This window comes from Actinoplanes sp. NPDC023714 (assembly GCF_040639855.1).
GTDB lineage: Bacteria > Actinomycetota > Actinomycetes > Mycobacteriales > Micromonosporaceae > Actinoplanes.
In genome coordinates this window covers 24,866-41,767 of the sequence record NZ_JBFAAR010000013.1, presented here as the reverse complement: position 1 = coordinate 41,767, position 16,902 = coordinate 24,866, and the positions used below count along the sequence as shown (strand labels likewise).

Here is a 16,902-nt window from a genome sequence, read left to right as displayed (position 1 = left end):
CGGAAGCAAGCCCCACACACAACACAACCCACCCCCGAAGATCGAAAACCCCTGGAGTCCCGCGTGTCGTCGACCGCAACCCAACCCGGAAGCCAGCTCTCCGACGCACTGGCCCGCGACCGCCTCGGCGTAGCCGCGATCGTCTTCTTCATGATGTCGGCGGCCGCCCCGCTGACCGTGGTCGCCGGCGTGGTGCCGACCGGCCTCGCGGTGACCGGCCTGACCGGCATCGCCATCGCCTTCCTCGCGGTCGCCCTCGTTCTGGCGATCTTCTCGGTCGGCTACGTCGCCATGGCCCGGCACATCGCCAACGCCGGCGCCTTCTACGCCTACATCGCGCAGGGCCTCGGCAAGCCGGTCGGCGTCGGCGCCTCCTGGGTCGCCCTGCTGTCCTACAACATGTTCCAGGTCGCCTCGTACGGCGGTTTCGGCGCGATCGCCCAGCCGCTCTTCGTCGACTGGTTCGGCGTGGACGTCCCCTGGTACGTCCTGGCCCTGGTCGCCTGGGCGCTGGTCGCGATCCTGGGTGTGCGCGACGTCGCCGTCAACGGCAAGGTCCTCGCCACGCTGCTGGTCGCCGAGATCGCGCTGACCCTCGTCTTCGCGTTCGCCGAGATCGGCTCGGACGGCTTCACCGCCTCCACGGCCGCCCTCGACCCGGGCACCCTGATCGGCGCCGGCTCCGGCGCGCTGCTCGTCATGGCGGTCACCGGCTTCGTCGGCTTCGAGCAGTCGGTGGTCTTCAGCGAGGAGTCCCGCGACCCCCGCCGCACGGTTCCCCGCGCCACCTACATCGCGATCGCCCTGATCGCCGTGGTCTACGCGTTCGCCTCCTGGGCGATGATCTCCGCGGCCGGCGAGAACGTCGTGCAGCGGGCCGGCGAGGAGGGCCCCGAGCTCTTCTTCAACCTGGCCGCCGTCCAGCTCGGTGACGCCGCCCTGCACATGGGCCACATCCTGTTCCTGACCTCGCTGATCGCCGCGATGATCTCGTTCCACAACATCATCGCCCGGTACATGTTCTCGCTCGGCCGGGAGGGCGTGCTGCCGCGTACGTTCGGCCGTACGGTGCCCGGCACCGGCGCGCCGAAGAACGGCTCGCTCGCCCAGTCCGCGGTCGGCCTCGCCGTCATCGTGGTCTACGCGATCGCCGGCTGGGACCCGCTGGTCCAGCTCTTCTTCTGGGGCGGCACCGGCGGCGGCCTCGGCGTGCTGATCCTGGTCACGCTGACCTCGTTCGCGGTGATCGGCTACTTCGCCCGGCACCCGCAGGGCGAGGACGTGCTGCACCGGGTCATCGCCCCGGTCGTCGGCGCGGTCCTGCTGCTGGTCATGACGTACCTGGCGTTCGACAACATCGCGGGCCTGCTCGGCGTCGAGCCCGGCAGCACCCCGGCCATCGTGGTGCCGGCGTCGTTCATCGTGCTGCTGGTCCTGGGCAGCCTGTGGGCGCTCTACCTGAAGTCGTCGCGGCCGCAGGTCTACTCCGGCATCGGCCTCGGCGCCCGCAGCGCCACCACCACGGGCGGCTTCTCGGCGGCGCTCAACAACGACGCGGCCGGCACCGGCTACAACGACGAGTCGGGGTACCGCCGATGACCAACCACGTGATCCGCCCGGCCACCGAGCAGGAGATCCCGGCGATCGGCGCGCTGGTCTCGCACGCGTTCGACGACCTGGCCGCGAACCACTACCTCGTCCCGGTCCCGGCCGAGCGCGAGAAGGTGATGGCCGGCTTCTTCACCATCGAGTCGGAGACCGCCCACAAGCAGGGCCGCATCGACGTGATCGACCACGAGGACGGCGGCTACGCGGCCGTCGCCGTCTGGTTCGACCGGGAGAGCGACCTGCCCGAGATCCCGGGCTACCTGGACCGGCTCGGCGCGATCACCGGCGAGCACTTCGAGCGCTTCGGCGCCCTCGGCGAGCTCTTCGACAAGAACCACCCGCACGAGGAGCACTGGCACCTCGCGTTCCTGGCGGTCCGCCCGTCGGAGCAGGGTCACGGCCTCGGCGGCGCGCTGATGGACCACATGCACCGCGAGCTGGACGCCCGGGGCGTGCCGGCGTACCTCGAGGCCACGAACGAGAACAACGTGCGCCTCTACCGCCGGCACGGCTACGAGCCGATGGACCCGTGCGAGATCTACCTGCCGGACGGCACCGCGTTCTACCGGATGTGGCGCACGGCGTCCTGACAGGACGGCAGCGGAAACGGATGAACGGAAGCCGGGGTGCGCGAGCACCCCGGCTTTTCGCTATTGACGTGGCGGCCGTCAGGTAATTACATCGAAACCAGGTCCAACCCAGCGTGGCCTTCCGGCTACCGCTGGGTGAACACGCCCATGGCCGGCCGGAAGGACCCGCAGATGTCCTCAGAAGACGCCCGGAGAAGATCCGGCTGGCCGACCCGCGACCGACCCGTCGTGAACACCCCGAGGGTCAACCCCCTGGTCCGGCGCGGCAGCTCGGCCGAGCGCCCGTACGACGTCCTGGTCAGCCCGGAGAACGCCGGGTGGCACTACAGCGGGCTGCGGGTGGTGGCGTTACCGGTCGGCGGGCGGATCCGGTTCTTGACCGAGAACGACGAGATGCTCGTGCTGCCGCTCGCCGGCAGTTGCGACGTGGCCTGCGACGACGAACGGCTGACGCTGACCGGCCGCCGGACCGTCTTCTCCCGGGTGACCGACTTCGCCTACCTGCCCCGGGACTCCGCGGTCACCCTGCGCGCGCCGAACGGCGGCCGGTTCGCGCTGCCGTCCGCCCGGGCCACCCGCAAGCTGCCGTTCCGCTACGGGCCGGCCGAGGACGTGCCGGTGGAGATGCGCGGCGCCGGGCAGGCCAGCCGGCAGGTCAACAACTTCTGCACGCCGGAGGCGTTCGAGGCGGACCGGCTGATCGCCTGCGAGGTGCTCACGCCGGGCGGGAACTGGTCGTCGTACCCGCCGCACAAGCACGACGAGGAGGGCCCGGACGAGTCCTGCCTCGAGGAGATCTACTACTTCGAGGTCACGACGTCGCCGGGCGGCGGCCCGGGCTGCGGCTTCCAGGTGGTGCACGGCGACCACGACCGGCCGATCGACGTCTGCACCGAGGTGCGCACCGGCGACGTGGTGCTCGTCCCGTACGGATGGCACGGGCCGTCGATGGCCGCGCCCGGCTACGACCTCTACTACCTCAACGTCATGGCCGGCCCCGGCGAGCGCCGCTGGGTGGTCCGGGACGACCCGGCGCACGGCTGGGTGCGCGGCCGCTGGCAGGGCCAGGAGGTCGACCCGAGACTGCCGCTGACCTCCACCCGGGAACGGAGGCGAATGTGAAGCACCGGCTCACCGTCGCGCAGGCGGTCGTCCGTTTCCTGACCGCCCAGTGGACCGAGCGGGACGGCGCCGAGCAGCGGGCGGTGGCCGGCTGCCTGGGCATCTTCGGGCACGGCAACGTGGCGGGGATCGGGCAGGCGTTGCTGCAGGCCCAGCGGGAGCACCACGGCAAGACCGAGATGCCGTACATGCTGGCCCGCAACGAGCAGGCCATGGTGCACACGGCCGCCGGATACGCCCGGATGAGGAACCGGCTCGCCACCCTGGCCTGCACCACCTCGATCGGCCCGGGCGCGACCAACATGGTCACCGGCGCGGCCCTCGCCACGATCAACCGGCTGCCGGTGCTGCTGCTGCCGTCCGACGTGTTCGCCACCCGGGTCGCCACCCCGGTGCTGCAGGAGCTCGAGGACCCGCGGGCCAGCGACGTCTCGGTCAACGACGCGTTCCGGCCGCTGTCGCGGTACTTCGACCGGGTCCTGCGGCCTGAGCAGCTGCCGTCCGCGCTGCTCAACGCGATGCGGGTGCTGTTCGACCCGGCCGAGACCGGCGCGGTCACCCTCTGCCTGCCGCAGGACGTGCAGGCCGAGGCGTACGACTTCCCGGACGAGCTGTTCGCGAAGCGGGTCTGGCACGTGGCCCGGCCGGCGCCCGACCCGCTCGCCGTGGAGCGGGCCGCGGCCGCGATCCGGGGCGCCTCCCGGCCGCTCATCGTCGCGGGCGGCGGGGTGATCTACGCGGAGGCCTCCGCGGCGCTGGACCGGTTCGCCCGGGAGACCGGCATCCCGGTGGCCGACACCCAGGCCGGCAAGGGCGCGCTGCCGTGGGACCACCCGAACGCCGTGGGCGGTGTGGGCGCCACCGGCAACCCGGTGGCGAACCGGCTGGCCGGGCACGCCGACGTGGTGCTCGGCATCGGCACCCGGTACTCCGACTTCACCACGGCGTCGCGCAGCGTCTTCCAGCACCCGAACGTGCGCTTCGTGAACCTCAACGTCACCGCCTTCGACGCCGGCAAGCTCTCCGCGCTGCCGCTGGTCGCCGACGCCCGGGCCGGCCTCACGGCGCTGCGCCCGCTCATGCACGGCAGGCGCTTCACCGGCGACTTCGGCGACGCGGTCCGGCAGTGGCAGGCGACGGTCGAAAGGGCGTACGCGGGAAAGAAGGGTGAGATGCCCACCCAGGCCGAGGTGATCGGGGTGGTGAACGAAGCGTGCGGAGCACGCGACGTGGTGGTGCAGGCGGCCGGGAGCCTGCCCGGCGACCTGCAGCGGCTGTGGCGGGCCCGGCACCCGAAGCAGTACCACGTCGAGTACGGCTACTCCTGCATGGGCTTCGAGATCGCCGGCGCGCTCGGCATCAAGATGGCCGACCCGAGCCGCGAGGTGTACGCGCTGGTCGGCGACGGCTCCTACCTGATGATGGCGCAGGAGATCGTCACGGCGATCGCCGAGGGCGTGAAGCTGATCGTGGTGCTGGTGCAGAACCACGGCTTCGCCTCGATCGGCGCGCTCTCCCAGCAGACCGGCTCGCAGCGGTTCGGCACCGCCTACCGCTACAAGAACCCGGCGACCGGCGACTACGACGGCGCCCGGCTGCCGGTCGACCTGGCCGCCAACGCGGAGAGCCTGGGCGCCGTGGTGATCCGCTGCCGGACCGCGGCCGAGCTCGCCGAGGGGCTGAAGAAGGCCCGGGAGTCGGAGCGGCTCACGGTCGTGCACATCGAGACCGACCCGCTCGCCACCGGACCGTCCTCCGAGGCCTGGTGGGACGTGCCGGTCGCCGAGGTGGCCACCCTGCACAGCACGCGGCACGCGCACGCCGGATACCTGGAGGAGAAGAAGCGGCAGCGGCACCACCTGCGACCCGGAGGGCGGTAGACGTGATCATCGAGCACTGGATAGGCGGCCGTGCGACGGGCGGCGACGCGACGCGGCGGGCCCTGGTCTACCAGCCGGCGACGGGTGAAGTGCAGCACGAGGTGTTATTAGGGGAAAAATCCGACGTCGAAGCCGCCATAAATGCCGCAGAAGCCGCATTTTCGGAATGGAGCCAGTCCTCCCTCAGTACCCGCACCAAGATCCTCTTCAGCTTCCGTGAGTTGATCAACGCGCACAAGGACGAGCTCGCCGCGATCATCACGGCGGAACACGGCAAGGTGCTCGACGACGCGGCCGGCGAGGTCCAGCGCGGCCTCGAAGTGGTCGAGTACGCCTGCGGCATCCCGCAACTGCTCCAGGGATCATTCTCCGACCAGGCCTCGGCCGGGGTCGACGTCTTCAGCTTCCGCGAGCCGCTCGGCGTGGTCGCCGGGATCACCCCGTTCAACTTCCCGGCCATGGTGCCGCTCTGGATGCACCCGATCGCGATCGCCTGCGGCAACACGTTCGTGCTGAAGCCGAGCGAGCGCGACCCCTCCTCGTCGAACTTCGTGGCCCGGCTCTGGCAGCGGGCCGGCCTGCCGGACGGCGTCTTCAACGTGGTGCACGGCGACCGGGTCGCGGTCGACGCCCTGCTCCGGCATCCCGGCGTCGCGGCGGTGTCGTTCGTCGGCTCCACGCCGATCGCCCGGCACATCCACCGCGAGGCGTCGCTCGCCGGCAAGCGGGTGCAGGCGCTCGGCGGCGCCAAGAACCACGCGGTGATCCTGCCCGACGCCGATCTCGACTTCGCCGCGGAGCACCTGGTGGCGTCGGCGTTCGGCTCGGCGGGGGAGCGCTGCATGGCGGTCTCGGCCGCGGTCGCGGTGGGCCCGGCGGCCGCGGTCGTCGATCTCGTGGCGGAGAGGGTCGCGAAGATCCGGGTGGGCCCGGGGCGGGATCCGGCCTCCGAGATGGGTCCGGTGATCACCGCGGCGGCGCAGGAGAGGATCAAGAGCCTGATCTCGGCGGGGGAGCGGCAGGGCGCGTCGGTCGCGGCCGATGGCCGCGATCTTCAGGTGCCCGGGTACGAGGGAGGCTTCTTCGTCGGTCCCACGGTGCTGGACCGGGTCACCACCGGGATGGACGTCTACCGCGAGGAGATCTTCGGGCCGGTGCTCTCGGTCGTCCGGGCCGCCGACGCGGAGGCGGCCATCTCTTTGATCAACAGCAATCCGTACGGGAACGGCACCGCCGTCTTCACGTCCAGCGGGGCGGCGGCGCGGACGTTCCAGCGGGGTGTGCGGGTCGGCATGATCGGCATCAACGTGCCCATCCCGGTCCCGATGGCGTACTACTCGTTCGGCGGGTGGAAGGACTCGCTGTTCGGGCAGAGCTCGATCTACGGCCCGGAGGGCGTCGCGTTCTACACCCGCGCCAAGGTGGTCACCCAGCGGTGGCCGGGCACCCGCGCGTCCGCCGAGGCGTCCCTGCACTTCCCGACGGCCCGGTGAGCGGGATGCTCCGCCTCGGCAGCTGCCCCGACTCGTGGGGCGTCTGGTACGCCGACGACCCCCGGCAGACCCCCTGGCAGCGGTTCCTCGACGAGTTCGCGCTCGCCGGGTACCGCAACCTCGAGCTCGGCCCCTACGGCTACCTGCCGGCCGACCCGGCGCGGCTCTCCGACGAGCTGGCCGCGCGCGGGCTGACCTGCGCGGGCGGCACGGTCGGCGGGGTGGGCGGACCGCACCGGGACCTCCCGGAGGTGCTCGCCGAGACCCGCCGGGTGGCCGATCTGACCGCCGCGCTCGGCGCCGAGAACGTGATCTTCGTACCGGTGCCCGGCTATCGCGACGACGCCACCGGCGGCTATCTGGAGGCGCGCGAGCTGGCGTACGGGCAGTGGCGCGCGCTCTGCGCCAACGCCGACACGCTCGGCCGGATGCTGTTCGAGGAGTACGGCCTGCGGCTGCTGTTCCACCCGCACGCCGACTACCAGGTGGAGAACCAGCAGCAGGTCGAGCGGTTCCTGGACGGGACCGACCCCCGGTTCGTCTCGCTCTGCCTCGACGTCGGTCACCTCGCCTACCGGGGTGCGGACGTGCTCGGCCTGATCCGGTCCTACGGCGAGCGCGTGGGCTACGTACATCTCAAGCAGATGGACCCGAATCTCGCAGCCCGCGCCGGAGCGGAGGACCTGGCCTTCGGCCAGGCCGTGGCGATGGGGGTGAGCGTCACGGCGCCGGCCGGCGTGCCGGAGATCCCGCCGGTGCTGCGAGCGCTCGCGGAGTTGGACAAAGATCTATACGTTGTGGTCGAGCAGGACATGTACCCGGTCGGCTTCGACGTCCCGCTGCCGATCGCCCGCCGCACCTTCGCCTATCTGACGTCATTGGGGGAGTTCGGATGAATCGTCTTGTGGTCGCGGGCGCCGCGATCCTGGTGCTCGCCGCCGGCTGCAGTGAGGGTGGCCGGGAGGAGCCCGAGGACACCGGCGGCAGCGCCAAGCAGCCCTCCGGATACACGATCGCCTTCGTCACCCACGAGACGCCCGGCGACACCTTCTGGGACAAGGTGCGGGCCGGCGCCGAGCAGGCCGCCACCGACACCGGCGTCGACCTCAAGTACTCGAACGACCCGGACGCCGGCAAGCAGGCCACCCTGATCCAGCAGGCCGTCGACTCGAAGGTGCAGGGCATCGCCACGACGCTGGTCACCCCGGACGCGCTGGCCGGCTCGGTCAAGGCCGCGACCGGCGCCGGCATCCCGGTGGTCGGGCTGAACGCCGGCATCGAGCAGTACAAGGAGCTGGGCGCGCTGATGTACTTCGGCTCCGACGAGACCCTCGCGGGCGAGAGCATCGGCGAGCGGCTCGCGACCGCGGGCGCGAAGCACCCGATCTGCGTGATCCACCAGCAGGGCTCGGTCGCCCTCGAGGCCCGCTGCGCCGGCGTGAAGTCGAAGGTCGCGGCGACCGAGAACCTCCAGGTCAACGGCGCCGACGACGCGGCCGTCACGACGGCGCTGCAGGCGAAGCTCGCGCAGGACAAGTCCATCGACTACATCGTGACGCTCGGCGCGCCGGTCGCCCTCGACGCCATCCAGGCCAAGGATCAGGCGTCCTCGCCGGCCAAGCTCGTCACCTTCGACCTGAACAGGGAGATGGCCCAGGCGATCAAGGACGGCAAGGTCGAGTTCGCCATCGACCAGCAGCCGTACGCGCAGGGCTACATGGCCGTCACCTCGCTGTATCTGTACCTGAAGAACGGCAACGACCTCGGCGGCGGCGGGCCGGTGCTGACCGGGCCGTCCTTCGTCGACTCCTCGAACATCGACACGATCCTGCCGTTCACCGAGAAGAACACCCGGTGAGCCGACCGGCCGTCCGGCTGCTGGCACGTCCCGAGGTGGGTGCGCTGGTGGCCGCCGTCGCCATCTTCCTGTTCTTCCTGGCGGTGGCGCCGGCGTTCCGGTCCGCGGGGTCGCTGTTCACCGTGCTCTACCAGTCGTCGACCATCGGGATCGTCGCGGTCGGCGTCGGGATGCTGATGATCGGCGGCGAGTTCGACCTGTCGGCCGGCGTGATCGTCACGTCGGCCGGCCTGGTCAACTCGCTGTTCTGCTGGTACTTCGGGATCAACCTGTGGGTCGGCGCGCTCCTGTCCCTGCTGTTCTGCCTCGCCGTGGGCTTCCTCAACGGATGGCTGGTGATGCGGACCGGGATTCCCAGCTTTCTGATCACGCTGGGGACGTTCTTCGTGCTGCAGGGCGTGAACCTCGGGGTCACGAAGCTGGTGACCGGCTCGGTGTCGTCCACCGACGTGTCGGACATCGACGGTTTCTCGTCGTTGCGGGCGGTCTTCGCGGGGTCCTTCGGCGTCGGTGACGTCACGGTGTGGACCACCGTGCTCTTCTGGTTCGTCTTCGTCGCGCTCTCCGCCTGGATCCTGCAGCGCACCCGGGCCGGCAACTGGATCTACGCGGTCGGCGGGGCGGCGGAGAGCGCGCGGGCGGTCGGCGTCCCGGTGGTCCGCACCAAGATCTCGCTGTTCGTCACGGTGTCGTTCCTCGGCTGGTTCGCCGGGATGCACAACCTGTACCGGTTCAACACGCTGCAGGCCGGCAACGGCGTCGGCAACGAGTTCCTCTACATCATCGCGGCGGTGGTCGGCGGCACCCTGCTCACCGGCGGCTTCGGCAACGCCATCGGGGTGGCGATCGGCGCGTTCATCTTCGGCATGACCAGCCTCGGCATCGTCTACGCCGGCTGGGACCCGAACTGGTTCCGGGCCTTCCTCGGCGTGATGCTGCTGCTCGCCGTCCTGGTCAACCACTACGCGCGGAAGTGGGGGTCGCGGTGACCGTCGTGATCGAGTTGATCGGGGCCGGGAAGAGCTACGGGCCGATCCGGGCCCTGCACGACGTGTCGCTCGCGGTCGAGTCCGGCTCGGTGACCTGCGTGCTCGGCGACAACGGCGCCGGGAAGTCCACGCTCATCGGCATCATGTCCGGCCTGCACCCGCACACGTCCGGTGAGCTGCGGGTGGACGGCGCCGCGACGTCGTTCTCCTCGCCCCGGGAAGCCCTCGCGCGCGGCATCGCCACCGTCTACCAGGGGCTCGCCGTGGTGCCGCTCATGCCGGTGTGGCGCAACTTCTTCCTCGGCTCCGAGCTGATCGCCGGCCGCTACCCGCTCGCCCCGATGCGGATCAGGGAGATGAAGCGGGTCGCGGACGCGGCGCTGCGCGACATGGGCATCGCGCTGGCCGACATCGATCAGCCGATCGGCACCCTCTCCGGCGGCCAGCGGCAGGGCGTCGCGATCGCCCGGGCCATCCACTTCGGCGCCCGCGTGCTGATCCTCGACGAGCCGACGGCGGCCCTCGGCGTGAAGCAGTCCGGCGCCGTCCTGAAACACGTGGCGGCGGCCCGGGACGCCGGCATCGGCGTCGTGTTCATCACCCACAACCCGCACCACGCCTTCCTGGTCGGCGACCACTTCGTCATCCTCAAGCTGGGCGCCGTGGCCCTCGACGCCCGCCGCGCCGACGTCACCCTCGACCAGCTCACCACCCAGATGGCCGGTGGCGACGAGCTGGAACAGCTGGCCCACGAGCTGGGCCGCGCGCCGTGAGCCTGCGGGTCGGGGTCGTCGGGACCGGGATGATCGGGCGGGATCACATCCGGCGGCTGACGAGTGTGGTGGCCGGGGTGGAGGTCGTCGCGGTGGCCGACGTGGACGACGGGGCCGCCGCCGCGGTCGCCGGCGAGGTGGGCGCGGACGTTCTCGCCGGGTCGCGGCTCGTCGAGGATCCGCGGGTGGAGGCGGTGCTGGTCTGCTCGTGGGGTGGCACGCACGAGGAGTACGTGCTTGCCGCGATCGGGGCGGGCAAATCGGTCTTCTGCGAGAAGCCGCTGGCCACCACGCCCGAGGCGTGCCTGCGGATCGTCGAGGCGGAGGTGGGGGCGGGGCGGCGGCTGGTGCAGGTCGGATATATGCGGAGATATGACCTCGGATATCGGGCGCTCAAGCGCGAGCTCGACGGCGGGGCGATCGGCGAGCCGCTGATGATGCACTGCGCGCACCGCAATGCGGGGGTGCCCGCGTTCTACCGGGCCGCCGACATGATCGCGGACACCGCGGTGCACGAGATCGACATGGTGCGCTGGATGTTCGGCGCCGAGGTGGTCGCGGTGCGGGTGCTCCGGGGCCGGGCCAGCGGCAACGCCGGTGAGCTGCCCGATCCGCTGCTGCTGATCCTGGAGCTGGCCGGCGGCGTGCTCGTCGACGTGGAGATCTCGGTGAACGCCCGGTACGGCTACGACATCCGCGGCGAGATCCTCGGCGAGGAGGGGACGGCGGCACTGGGCGAGGCCTTGGGCGGGGGCGTGACGGTTCGCCACGCCGGCCGGGTGGGCTCGCGGGTCGCGGCGGACTGGCGGGAGCGGTTCGGCCCCGCCTACGACACCGAGCTGCGGGAATGGGTCGCCGGGGTCCGGGCCGGGTCACCGCCGGACGGGCCGAGCGCGTGGGACGGGTACGCCGCGGCCACCGTGGCGGCCGCGGCGCAGCTGTCCCTCCGTACCCATGAACGGGTCTTGATCTCGAGCGTGGCTCAACCGGCGCTGTATCGCGTCAGCTGGGCAGCACCAGGACCTGACCGGGAATGATCCGGTCGGGGTTGTCCAGGATGTCGCGGTTCAGGCGGAAGATGTCCGGCCAGCGGTTGCCGTCGCCGAGCTGGGCCTTGGCGATGCCGAACAGCGTGTCGCCCTTCTTGACGACGTGCAGCCGCGGGATGGTCCCGACCGGCTCCTTCGGCGGGAGGACGAAGACCTGGCCCGGGAAGATCCGGTTCGGGTCGCGGATGTCCTTGCGGTTGAGCACGTAGATCTGCGTCCACCGCTTCCCGTCCCCCAGCTCGCGCTCGGCGATCCGGGTGAGGGTGTCGCCGGACTTGACGGTGTAGGTGGCGGGCTTCGGCGGCGCGGCCGGTCCGCCGAGGACGCCGGCGAGACGCAGCAGGTCGGCGAGCTCGTAGGTGCCCGGCTTGAGCGCCGGCAGCGTGGGCCGCCATCCGGGGATCTTGAGGATGGAGTCGTCGCTGCGCCGGATCAGCCCGATCAGGACCTCGGCCACGATGGTGCTGCCGACCGGTCCGAGCCGGGCGCCCTGGTGGAAGTGCTGCGCCTCGGCGAGGATGTAGTACCAGAGCGGGGTCCGGGATTCGAAGCCGCCGGCGGTCAGCGCCTGCGCCTGGTCGCTCGTGCCGCCGCCGGCCGCCGCGATGACGTCGTCCTTGGTGAGCACCGGCACGCCGAGCAGCTGGGCGACGGCCTGGCCGGTGGGCAGCCGGAGACGATATCCGCGGAGCAGGTTGCGGACCGCGAGCCGGGCCGCGAGGTCGGGCACCTCGCGCTGGCCGCGGACGTCGCGCAGGTTGAACAGCGCGAGGTTGCCGACCTTGGCGAGCGTCGGGTCGATCCTGCGGGCCTTCTGCGCGTCGTCGCCGACCAGGTTCTCCCACTCGACGATCCAGTTGTCCGGCAGCGTGTCGAAGTTGCCCAGCTCGCCGCTGAGCGCGGTGAACGTGAAGAGCAGTTCGAGGGTGGCCGCGCGATTCTCGGCGAAGTTGAAGTTGAGATTGAAGTTGTAGCCGCCGCGGACCATCGAGTGGCCGAACCGGTACGCGGCCACCGAGAACTCCAGCGGCATGAAGAAGCTCGCGCCGTACGGGTCGAACCAGCGGTTGCCGTTCGTCACGATGTCGTCCACGACCTCGGGCTGCGCGACCCGCTTGAGGAAGTCGTGGATCACGATGTGCTGGTAGTGCTGGCGCAGCGTGCGGCGCGCGGCCTCGAACGGCAGACCCTGCTCGACCAGGGCGTTGTGCGCTTTCAGGAACGCCACGTGCAGCTGCGAGATGATGGTGTTCTCGTCGTTGCGCGGGTCGCCGATCAGCGCGGCGCGGTCGTGGTCGAAGTCGGCGTTGCGGGGCTCGCGGGGCAGGTCGTTGAAGTCGTCCTTGCCCGGCGGGCGCTGGAACGGCTTCTGGTCGCCCGGCGCGTCGGCCACCTTGCCGACCTTCATGAGGTCGGCGTTCGCCTCGTCGCGCGGAGCCGGAGGATCGTAGACGCTGTCCAGGTCGAGGGTGGCGGTCCGCTGGTTGCGCAGCGCCGTGCGGACCTGGGCGAGCGGCAGCGGCGTCATGTTCGGGTCGAGCAGCTCGGCCATCGTGCCCGAGCCGGGCCTCTGGATCTCCAGGGTGATGTCGTGGTCGACGAACTGCCCGAAGTACGTGTAGACGGCCGGGATCGGGCTGTCCTCGCCGCGCGTGTCCGGGTCGGCCATCGCGGTGCCGAGCGCCGCCAGCTTCTCCGGGGTCTTCGGGGTCTGCTCGACCAGGTTGGCCTCGTCGTCCTGGAGGCCGGGGAAGAGCAGGTCGAACGGTCCTGGCGGCGGCGGGCCGGTGAGGGCGAACGTGGCTGCGGAACGAGCGCTGAACGCGGCGATGTCGGCGCGGGCGGCGTCGACCTCGTCTTCGGTGAGAGGTTTTCCGTGTGCGAGACGCGCCATGGCGGCTTCCCTTCGCAGCGAGATGGCGGCACGGGGGGCTCTACCCGGGCCACCTTAGGAAGCATCCGCCACGGATTGAGACGCGCAGATGACACAATGGAGTGGTTCTGTTCTCAGATGGCGCGGATTCAGCCGTCCGGGTGCCGCCGCAGGCCGTCGAACGCCAGCTGGGAGATCGTCGCGGCGATGGCGGCCGGGTCGCCGCGGTCCGGCCGGTACCACTCGATCAGCGAGTTGACCATGCCGAAGACCAGCCGGGCCGCGGTGGCCGGGTCCACGTCGGCGCGGACGCCGCCCTCGCCCTGAGCCCGGGCCACCAGGTCGGTCACCAGCCGGTCGAACTGCCGGCGGCGGGCCAGGGCGTGCTGCTCGGCCGCGGTGTTGCCGTGCACGCGCAACAGCAGGGTGACGAACTCGAGCCGCTCGGCGAGGACCAGGACGCTGCGCCGGATGAGGGTCTCGAGCCGCGCGGTGGCGCTGTCCTCCGGCACCGAGGCGGCGGCCTCGAACAGGCCGTCCAGCGCCCGGTCCACCGCCATGGTGAGCAGCTGCTCCTTGCTGCTGACGTGGTGGTAGAGCGCCGACTTGCCGATGCCGAGCGACTCGGCCACGTCGGACATGCTCGTCGCGTCGTAGCCGCGGTCGTTGAAGAGGCGCACCGCGGCGGTGAGCACGGCGTCCTGGTCGTGGCCGGGGCGTCCGCGGCGGCGCGGGGTCATGGTCGACGAACCTACCGCTTGATTTACTGACCGATTGGACGGTAAATAGAGGGGTGAATCCTGCTGAGCTGTACGAGACCCATCGCGATCTTCTGGCGCGCGCGGTCGAGGCGACCGTCGCGCGCGACTACTGGTCCGCCTTCCCGGAGTCGCCCAGCAAGTCGGTCTACGGCGAGGAGGCCGCCCCGGCCGGCGAGCGCGCGTTCACCGCGCTGCTCGGCAAGCCGTTCCCGATCGACGTCCCGGGCGCCACCGGCTCGGTCGCCACCGAGCGGTCGCCGTACGGGCTGGAGCTGGCGGTCAGCTATCCGCGTGCCGATCCGCTCGCGCTCGTGGCGGCGGCCCGGGCCGCGACGCCGGCCTGGCGGGCGATCGGCCCCGAGGGCCGCGCCGGGGTGGCCGCCGAGATCCTGCGCCGGATCAACGCGGCCAGCTTCGAGATGGCCCACGCGGTGCAGCACACCACCGGCCAGGCGTTCGTCATGGCGTTCCAGGCCGGCGGCGCGCACGCGCAGGACCGCGGCCTCGAGGCGGTGGCCTTCGCCCTGGCCGCGACCACCCGGCTGCCGTCCCGCGCGTCCTGGTCCAAGCCGCAGCGCGGCGGCGACCCGCTGACCCTCGACAAGACGGCCACCGTGGTCGGCCGCGGCGTCTCGGTGGTGATCGGCTGTACCACGTTCCCGACCTGGAACAGCTACCCCGGCATCTTCGCGAGCCTGGTCACCGGCAACCCGGTGATCGTGAAGCCGCACCCGGGCGCGGTCCTGCCGCTGGCGATCACCGTGCGGATCTGCCGGGAGGTGCTCGCCGAGGCCGGCCTCGACCCCAACGTCGTCACCCTCGCCGCCGAGGAGCCCGGCGACGGCATCGCCGCGACCCTGGCGACCCACCCGGACGTGCGGATCGTCGACTTCACCGGCTCCAGCGAGTTCGGTGACTGGCTCGAGGCGAACGCGCGCCAGGCCGTCGTCTACACCGAGAAGGCCGGCCTCAACACGGTCGTCCTCGACTCCACGGCCGACTACCGCGGGCTGCTGCGCAACCTGGCGTTCTCGCTCTCGCTCTACAGCGGCCAGATGTGCACGACCCCGCAGAACATCCTGATCCCCCGGGACGGCATCGAGACCGACGCGGGGCACCGCAGCGTCGACGAGTTCGGCGCCGATCTGGCCGCGGCGCTCGGCAAGCTGCTCGGCGACCCGGGCCGCGCGGCCGGCACGCTCGGCGCCATCGTCAACGACGGGGTGCTCTCCCGGCTGTCCGAAGCCGGCACGCTGGCCGCCGTCGCTCCGTCCGCGACCGTCGCTGACGCCCAGTTCCCGGAGGCGACGATCCGGACACCTCTGGTGGCCCGGCTCGACGCGGCCGACGAGAAGACCTACACCCGCGAGTGGTTCGGGCCGGTCTCCTTCCTGATCACCACCGAGTCGACCGACCACAGTCTGAAGATCTTCACCGAGACCGTACGGGGACACGGCGCGCTCTCCGCCCTCGTGCACTCCACCTCGCCCGCCGTGATCGAGGCGGCCCGGGAGGCGGCCCTCGACGCCGGCGTGCACCTGTCCGAGAACCTGACCGGCGGCGTGTTCGTGAACCAGACGGCGGCGTTCAGCGACCTGCACGGCACCGGGGCGAACCCGGCCGCCACCGCGGCGCTGACCGACGACTGGTTCGTGACCGGCCGGTTCTTCACCCTCCAGTCCCGGCGGCACGCATGACCACCGCTTTCGCCTCGTTCGACGAGGCCATCGCCCGTGACCAGCGGGTCGAGCCGGCCGACGAGATGCCGGACGGCTACCGGAAGACGATGATCCGGCAGATCGCCCAGCACGCGCACTCCGAGATCATCGGCATGCAGCCGGAGGGCGAGTGGATCACCAGGGCGCCCACCCTGCGGCGCAAGGCGATCCTGCTCGCCAAGGTGCAGGACGAGGCCGGGCACGGGCTCTACCTCTACTCGGCCGCCGAGACGCTCGGCGCCGACCGGGGGGATCTCACCCGGCGGCTCATCGAGGGCCGGCAGAAGTACTCGTCGATCTTCAACTATCCGACGCTCTCCTTCGCCGACGTCGGCGTCATCGGCTGGCTCGTCGACGGCGCCGCCATCTGCAATCAGGTGCCGCTCTGCCGCAGCTCCTACGGGCCCTACGCGCGCGCGATGATCCGGATCTGCAAGGAGGAGTCGTTCCACCAGCGGCAAGGGTACGAACTACTGCTCACCATGATGGGCGGCACCGAGGACCAGCGGGCCATGGTGCAGGACGCCGTCGACCGCTGGTGGTGGCCGTCGCTCATGATGTTCGGCCCGCCGGACGCCGACTCGCCGAACACGGCCCAGTCGATGGCCTGGAAGATCAAGCGGCACACCAACGACGAGCTGCGGCAGCGGTTCGTCGACATGACCGTGCCGCAGGCGGCCGCGCTCGGCGTGACCCTGCCCGATCCCGCGCTGCGGTGGAACGAGGCGCGCGGCCACCACGACTTCGGGCAGCCCGACTTCGACGAGCTGAAGCGGGTCATCTCCGGCGGCGGCGCCATGAACGAGCAGCGGATCGCCCGGCGCCGGCAGGCCGACGAGGACGGCGCCTGGGTCCGGGAGGCCGCCGCCGCGCACGCGGCCAAGCACGCGGGGGTGGGATCGTGAACCACGAGTGGCCGCTCTTCGAGGTGTTCGTCCGGGCCAAGCGCGGGCTCAACCACGTGCACGTGGGGTCGTTGCGGGCCGCCGACCACGAGATGGCGCTGCACCACGCGCGCGATCTCTACACCCGGCGCAACGAGGGCGTCAGTATCTGGGTGGTGCGGTCGGACCAGGTCGCCGCGTCGGATCCGGGGGAGAAGGAGGCGTTCTTCGAACCCAGCGCCGACAAGGTCTACCGGCATCCGACGCACTACTCGATCCCGTCGTCCGTGCCGCACATCTGAGG

At 71.2% G+C, this 16,902-nt stretch carries 15 protein-coding genes; 13 read left to right on the top strand and 2 right to left on the bottom strand.

Going from position 1 to position 16,902, the window contains the following annotated elements; all coding sequences use genetic code 11:
• Nucleotides 1–63 precede the first annotated feature (63 nt).
• The 10 genes from AB0G10_RS38215 (at nt 64) to AB0G10_RS38170 (ending at nt 11,350) form a co-directional block, all read left to right on the top strand.
• Nucleotides 64–1,599 carry an APC family permease gene (locus AB0G10_RS38215; RefSeq protein ID WP_360933596.1) on the top strand — a complete coding sequence of 512 codons (1,536 nt, stop codon included), beginning with the start codon at nt 64–66 and terminating at the stop codon, nt 1,597–1,599.
• On the top strand, nt 1,596–2,198 hold the full coding sequence (locus tag AB0G10_RS38210; protein WP_360933593.1) for a GNAT family N-acetyltransferase: 603 nt from the start codon (nt 1,596–1,598) through the stop codon (nt 2,196–2,198). Before AB0G10_RS38215 ends, AB0G10_RS38210 begins: the two co-directional genes overlap by 4 nt.
• A 171-nt stretch (nt 2,199–2,369) precedes the next feature.
• A complete protein-coding gene (gene iolB, locus AB0G10_RS38205; RefSeq protein ID WP_360933590.1) occupies nt 2,370–3,320 on the top strand; it encodes a 5-deoxy-glucuronate isomerase in 951 nt (316 codons plus the stop codon).
• Nucleotides 3,317–5,200: a 3D-(3,5/4)-trihydroxycyclohexane-1,2-dione acylhydrolase (decyclizing) gene (gene iolD, locus AB0G10_RS38200; protein WP_360933588.1), complete on the top strand. Its 1,884-nt coding sequence runs from the start codon at nt 3,317–3,319 to the stop codon at nt 5,198–5,200. The genes iolB and iolD overlap by 4 nt, the downstream gene beginning before the upstream one ends.
• Nucleotides 5,201–5,202: 2 nt before the next feature.
• Nucleotides 5,203–6,693: a CoA-acylating methylmalonate-semialdehyde dehydrogenase gene (locus AB0G10_RS38195; RefSeq protein ID WP_360933585.1), complete on the top strand. Its 1,491-nt coding sequence runs from the start codon at nt 5,203–5,205 to the stop codon at nt 6,691–6,693.
• A 5-nt stretch (nt 6,694–6,698) separates the two neighbouring features.
• Nucleotides 6,699–7,589, top strand: coding sequence for a sugar phosphate isomerase/epimerase (locus tag AB0G10_RS38190; protein WP_360934073.1), 891 nt, complete (start codon nt 6,699–6,701; stop codon nt 7,587–7,589).
• Nucleotides 7,586–8,551: a substrate-binding domain-containing protein gene (locus AB0G10_RS38185; protein WP_360933582.1), complete on the top strand. Its 966-nt coding sequence runs from the start codon at nt 7,586–7,588 to the stop codon at nt 8,549–8,551. Before AB0G10_RS38190 ends, AB0G10_RS38185 begins: the two co-directional genes overlap by 4 nt.
• Nucleotides 8,548–9,540 (top strand): ABC transporter permease, encoded by a 993-nt coding sequence (locus AB0G10_RS38180; protein ID WP_360933579.1) that lies wholly within the window; start codon nt 8,548–8,550, stop codon nt 9,538–9,540. The genes AB0G10_RS38185 and AB0G10_RS38180 overlap by 4 nt, the downstream gene beginning before the upstream one ends.
• Before the next feature lie 5 nt (nt 9,541–9,545).
• Entirely contained in the window at nt 9,546–10,313 is a 768-nt protein-coding gene (locus AB0G10_RS38175; RefSeq protein ID WP_360933576.1) for an ATP-binding cassette domain-containing protein, read from the top strand.
• Complete coding sequence (locus tag AB0G10_RS38170; protein WP_360933573.1) at nt 10,310–11,350, top strand: Gfo/Idh/MocA family oxidoreductase; 1,041 nt, start codon at nt 10,310–10,312, stop codon at nt 11,348–11,350. The genes AB0G10_RS38175 and AB0G10_RS38170 overlap by 4 nt, the downstream gene beginning before the upstream one ends.
• Here AB0G10_RS38170 and AB0G10_RS38165 read toward each other — a convergent pair.
• A complete protein-coding gene (locus AB0G10_RS38165; RefSeq protein ID WP_360933570.1) occupies nt 11,316–13,256 on the bottom strand; it encodes a LysM peptidoglycan-binding domain-containing protein in 1,941 nt (646 codons plus the stop codon). The two genes, AB0G10_RS38170 and AB0G10_RS38165, sit on opposite strands and share 35 nt — an antisense overlap.
• Nucleotides 13,257–13,384: 128 nt before the next feature.
• Complete coding sequence (locus AB0G10_RS38160) at nt 13,385–13,975, bottom strand: TetR/AcrR family transcriptional regulator (protein ID WP_360933567.1); 591 nt, start codon at nt 13,973–13,975, stop codon at nt 13,385–13,387.
• A 53-nt stretch (nt 13,976–14,028) separates the two neighbouring features.
• On the opposite strand from AB0G10_RS38160, the gene paaN reads away from it, so the two are divergent.
• Genes paaN through paaB form a run of 3 tightly spaced genes read left to right on the top strand, consistent with a single transcriptional unit; the run spans nt 14,029 to nt 16,900 of the window.
• Nucleotides 14,029–15,693: a phenylacetic acid degradation protein PaaN gene (gene paaN, locus AB0G10_RS38155; protein ID WP_360933564.1), complete on the top strand. Its 1,665-nt coding sequence runs from the start codon at nt 14,029–14,031 to the stop codon at nt 15,691–15,693.
• Entirely contained in the window at nt 15,690–16,619 is a 930-nt protein-coding gene (gene paaA, locus AB0G10_RS38150; protein WP_360933561.1) for a 1,2-phenylacetyl-CoA epoxidase subunit PaaA, read from the top strand. The genes paaN and paaA overlap by 4 nt, the downstream gene beginning before the upstream one ends.
• Nucleotides 16,616–16,900 carry a 1,2-phenylacetyl-CoA epoxidase subunit PaaB gene (paaB, locus tag AB0G10_RS38145; protein ID WP_360933558.1) on the top strand — a complete coding sequence of 95 codons (285 nt, stop codon included), beginning with the start codon at nt 16,616–16,618 and terminating at the stop codon, nt 16,898–16,900. Before paaA ends, paaB begins: the two co-directional genes overlap by 4 nt.
• Nucleotides 16,901–16,902: the final 2 nt, after the last annotated feature.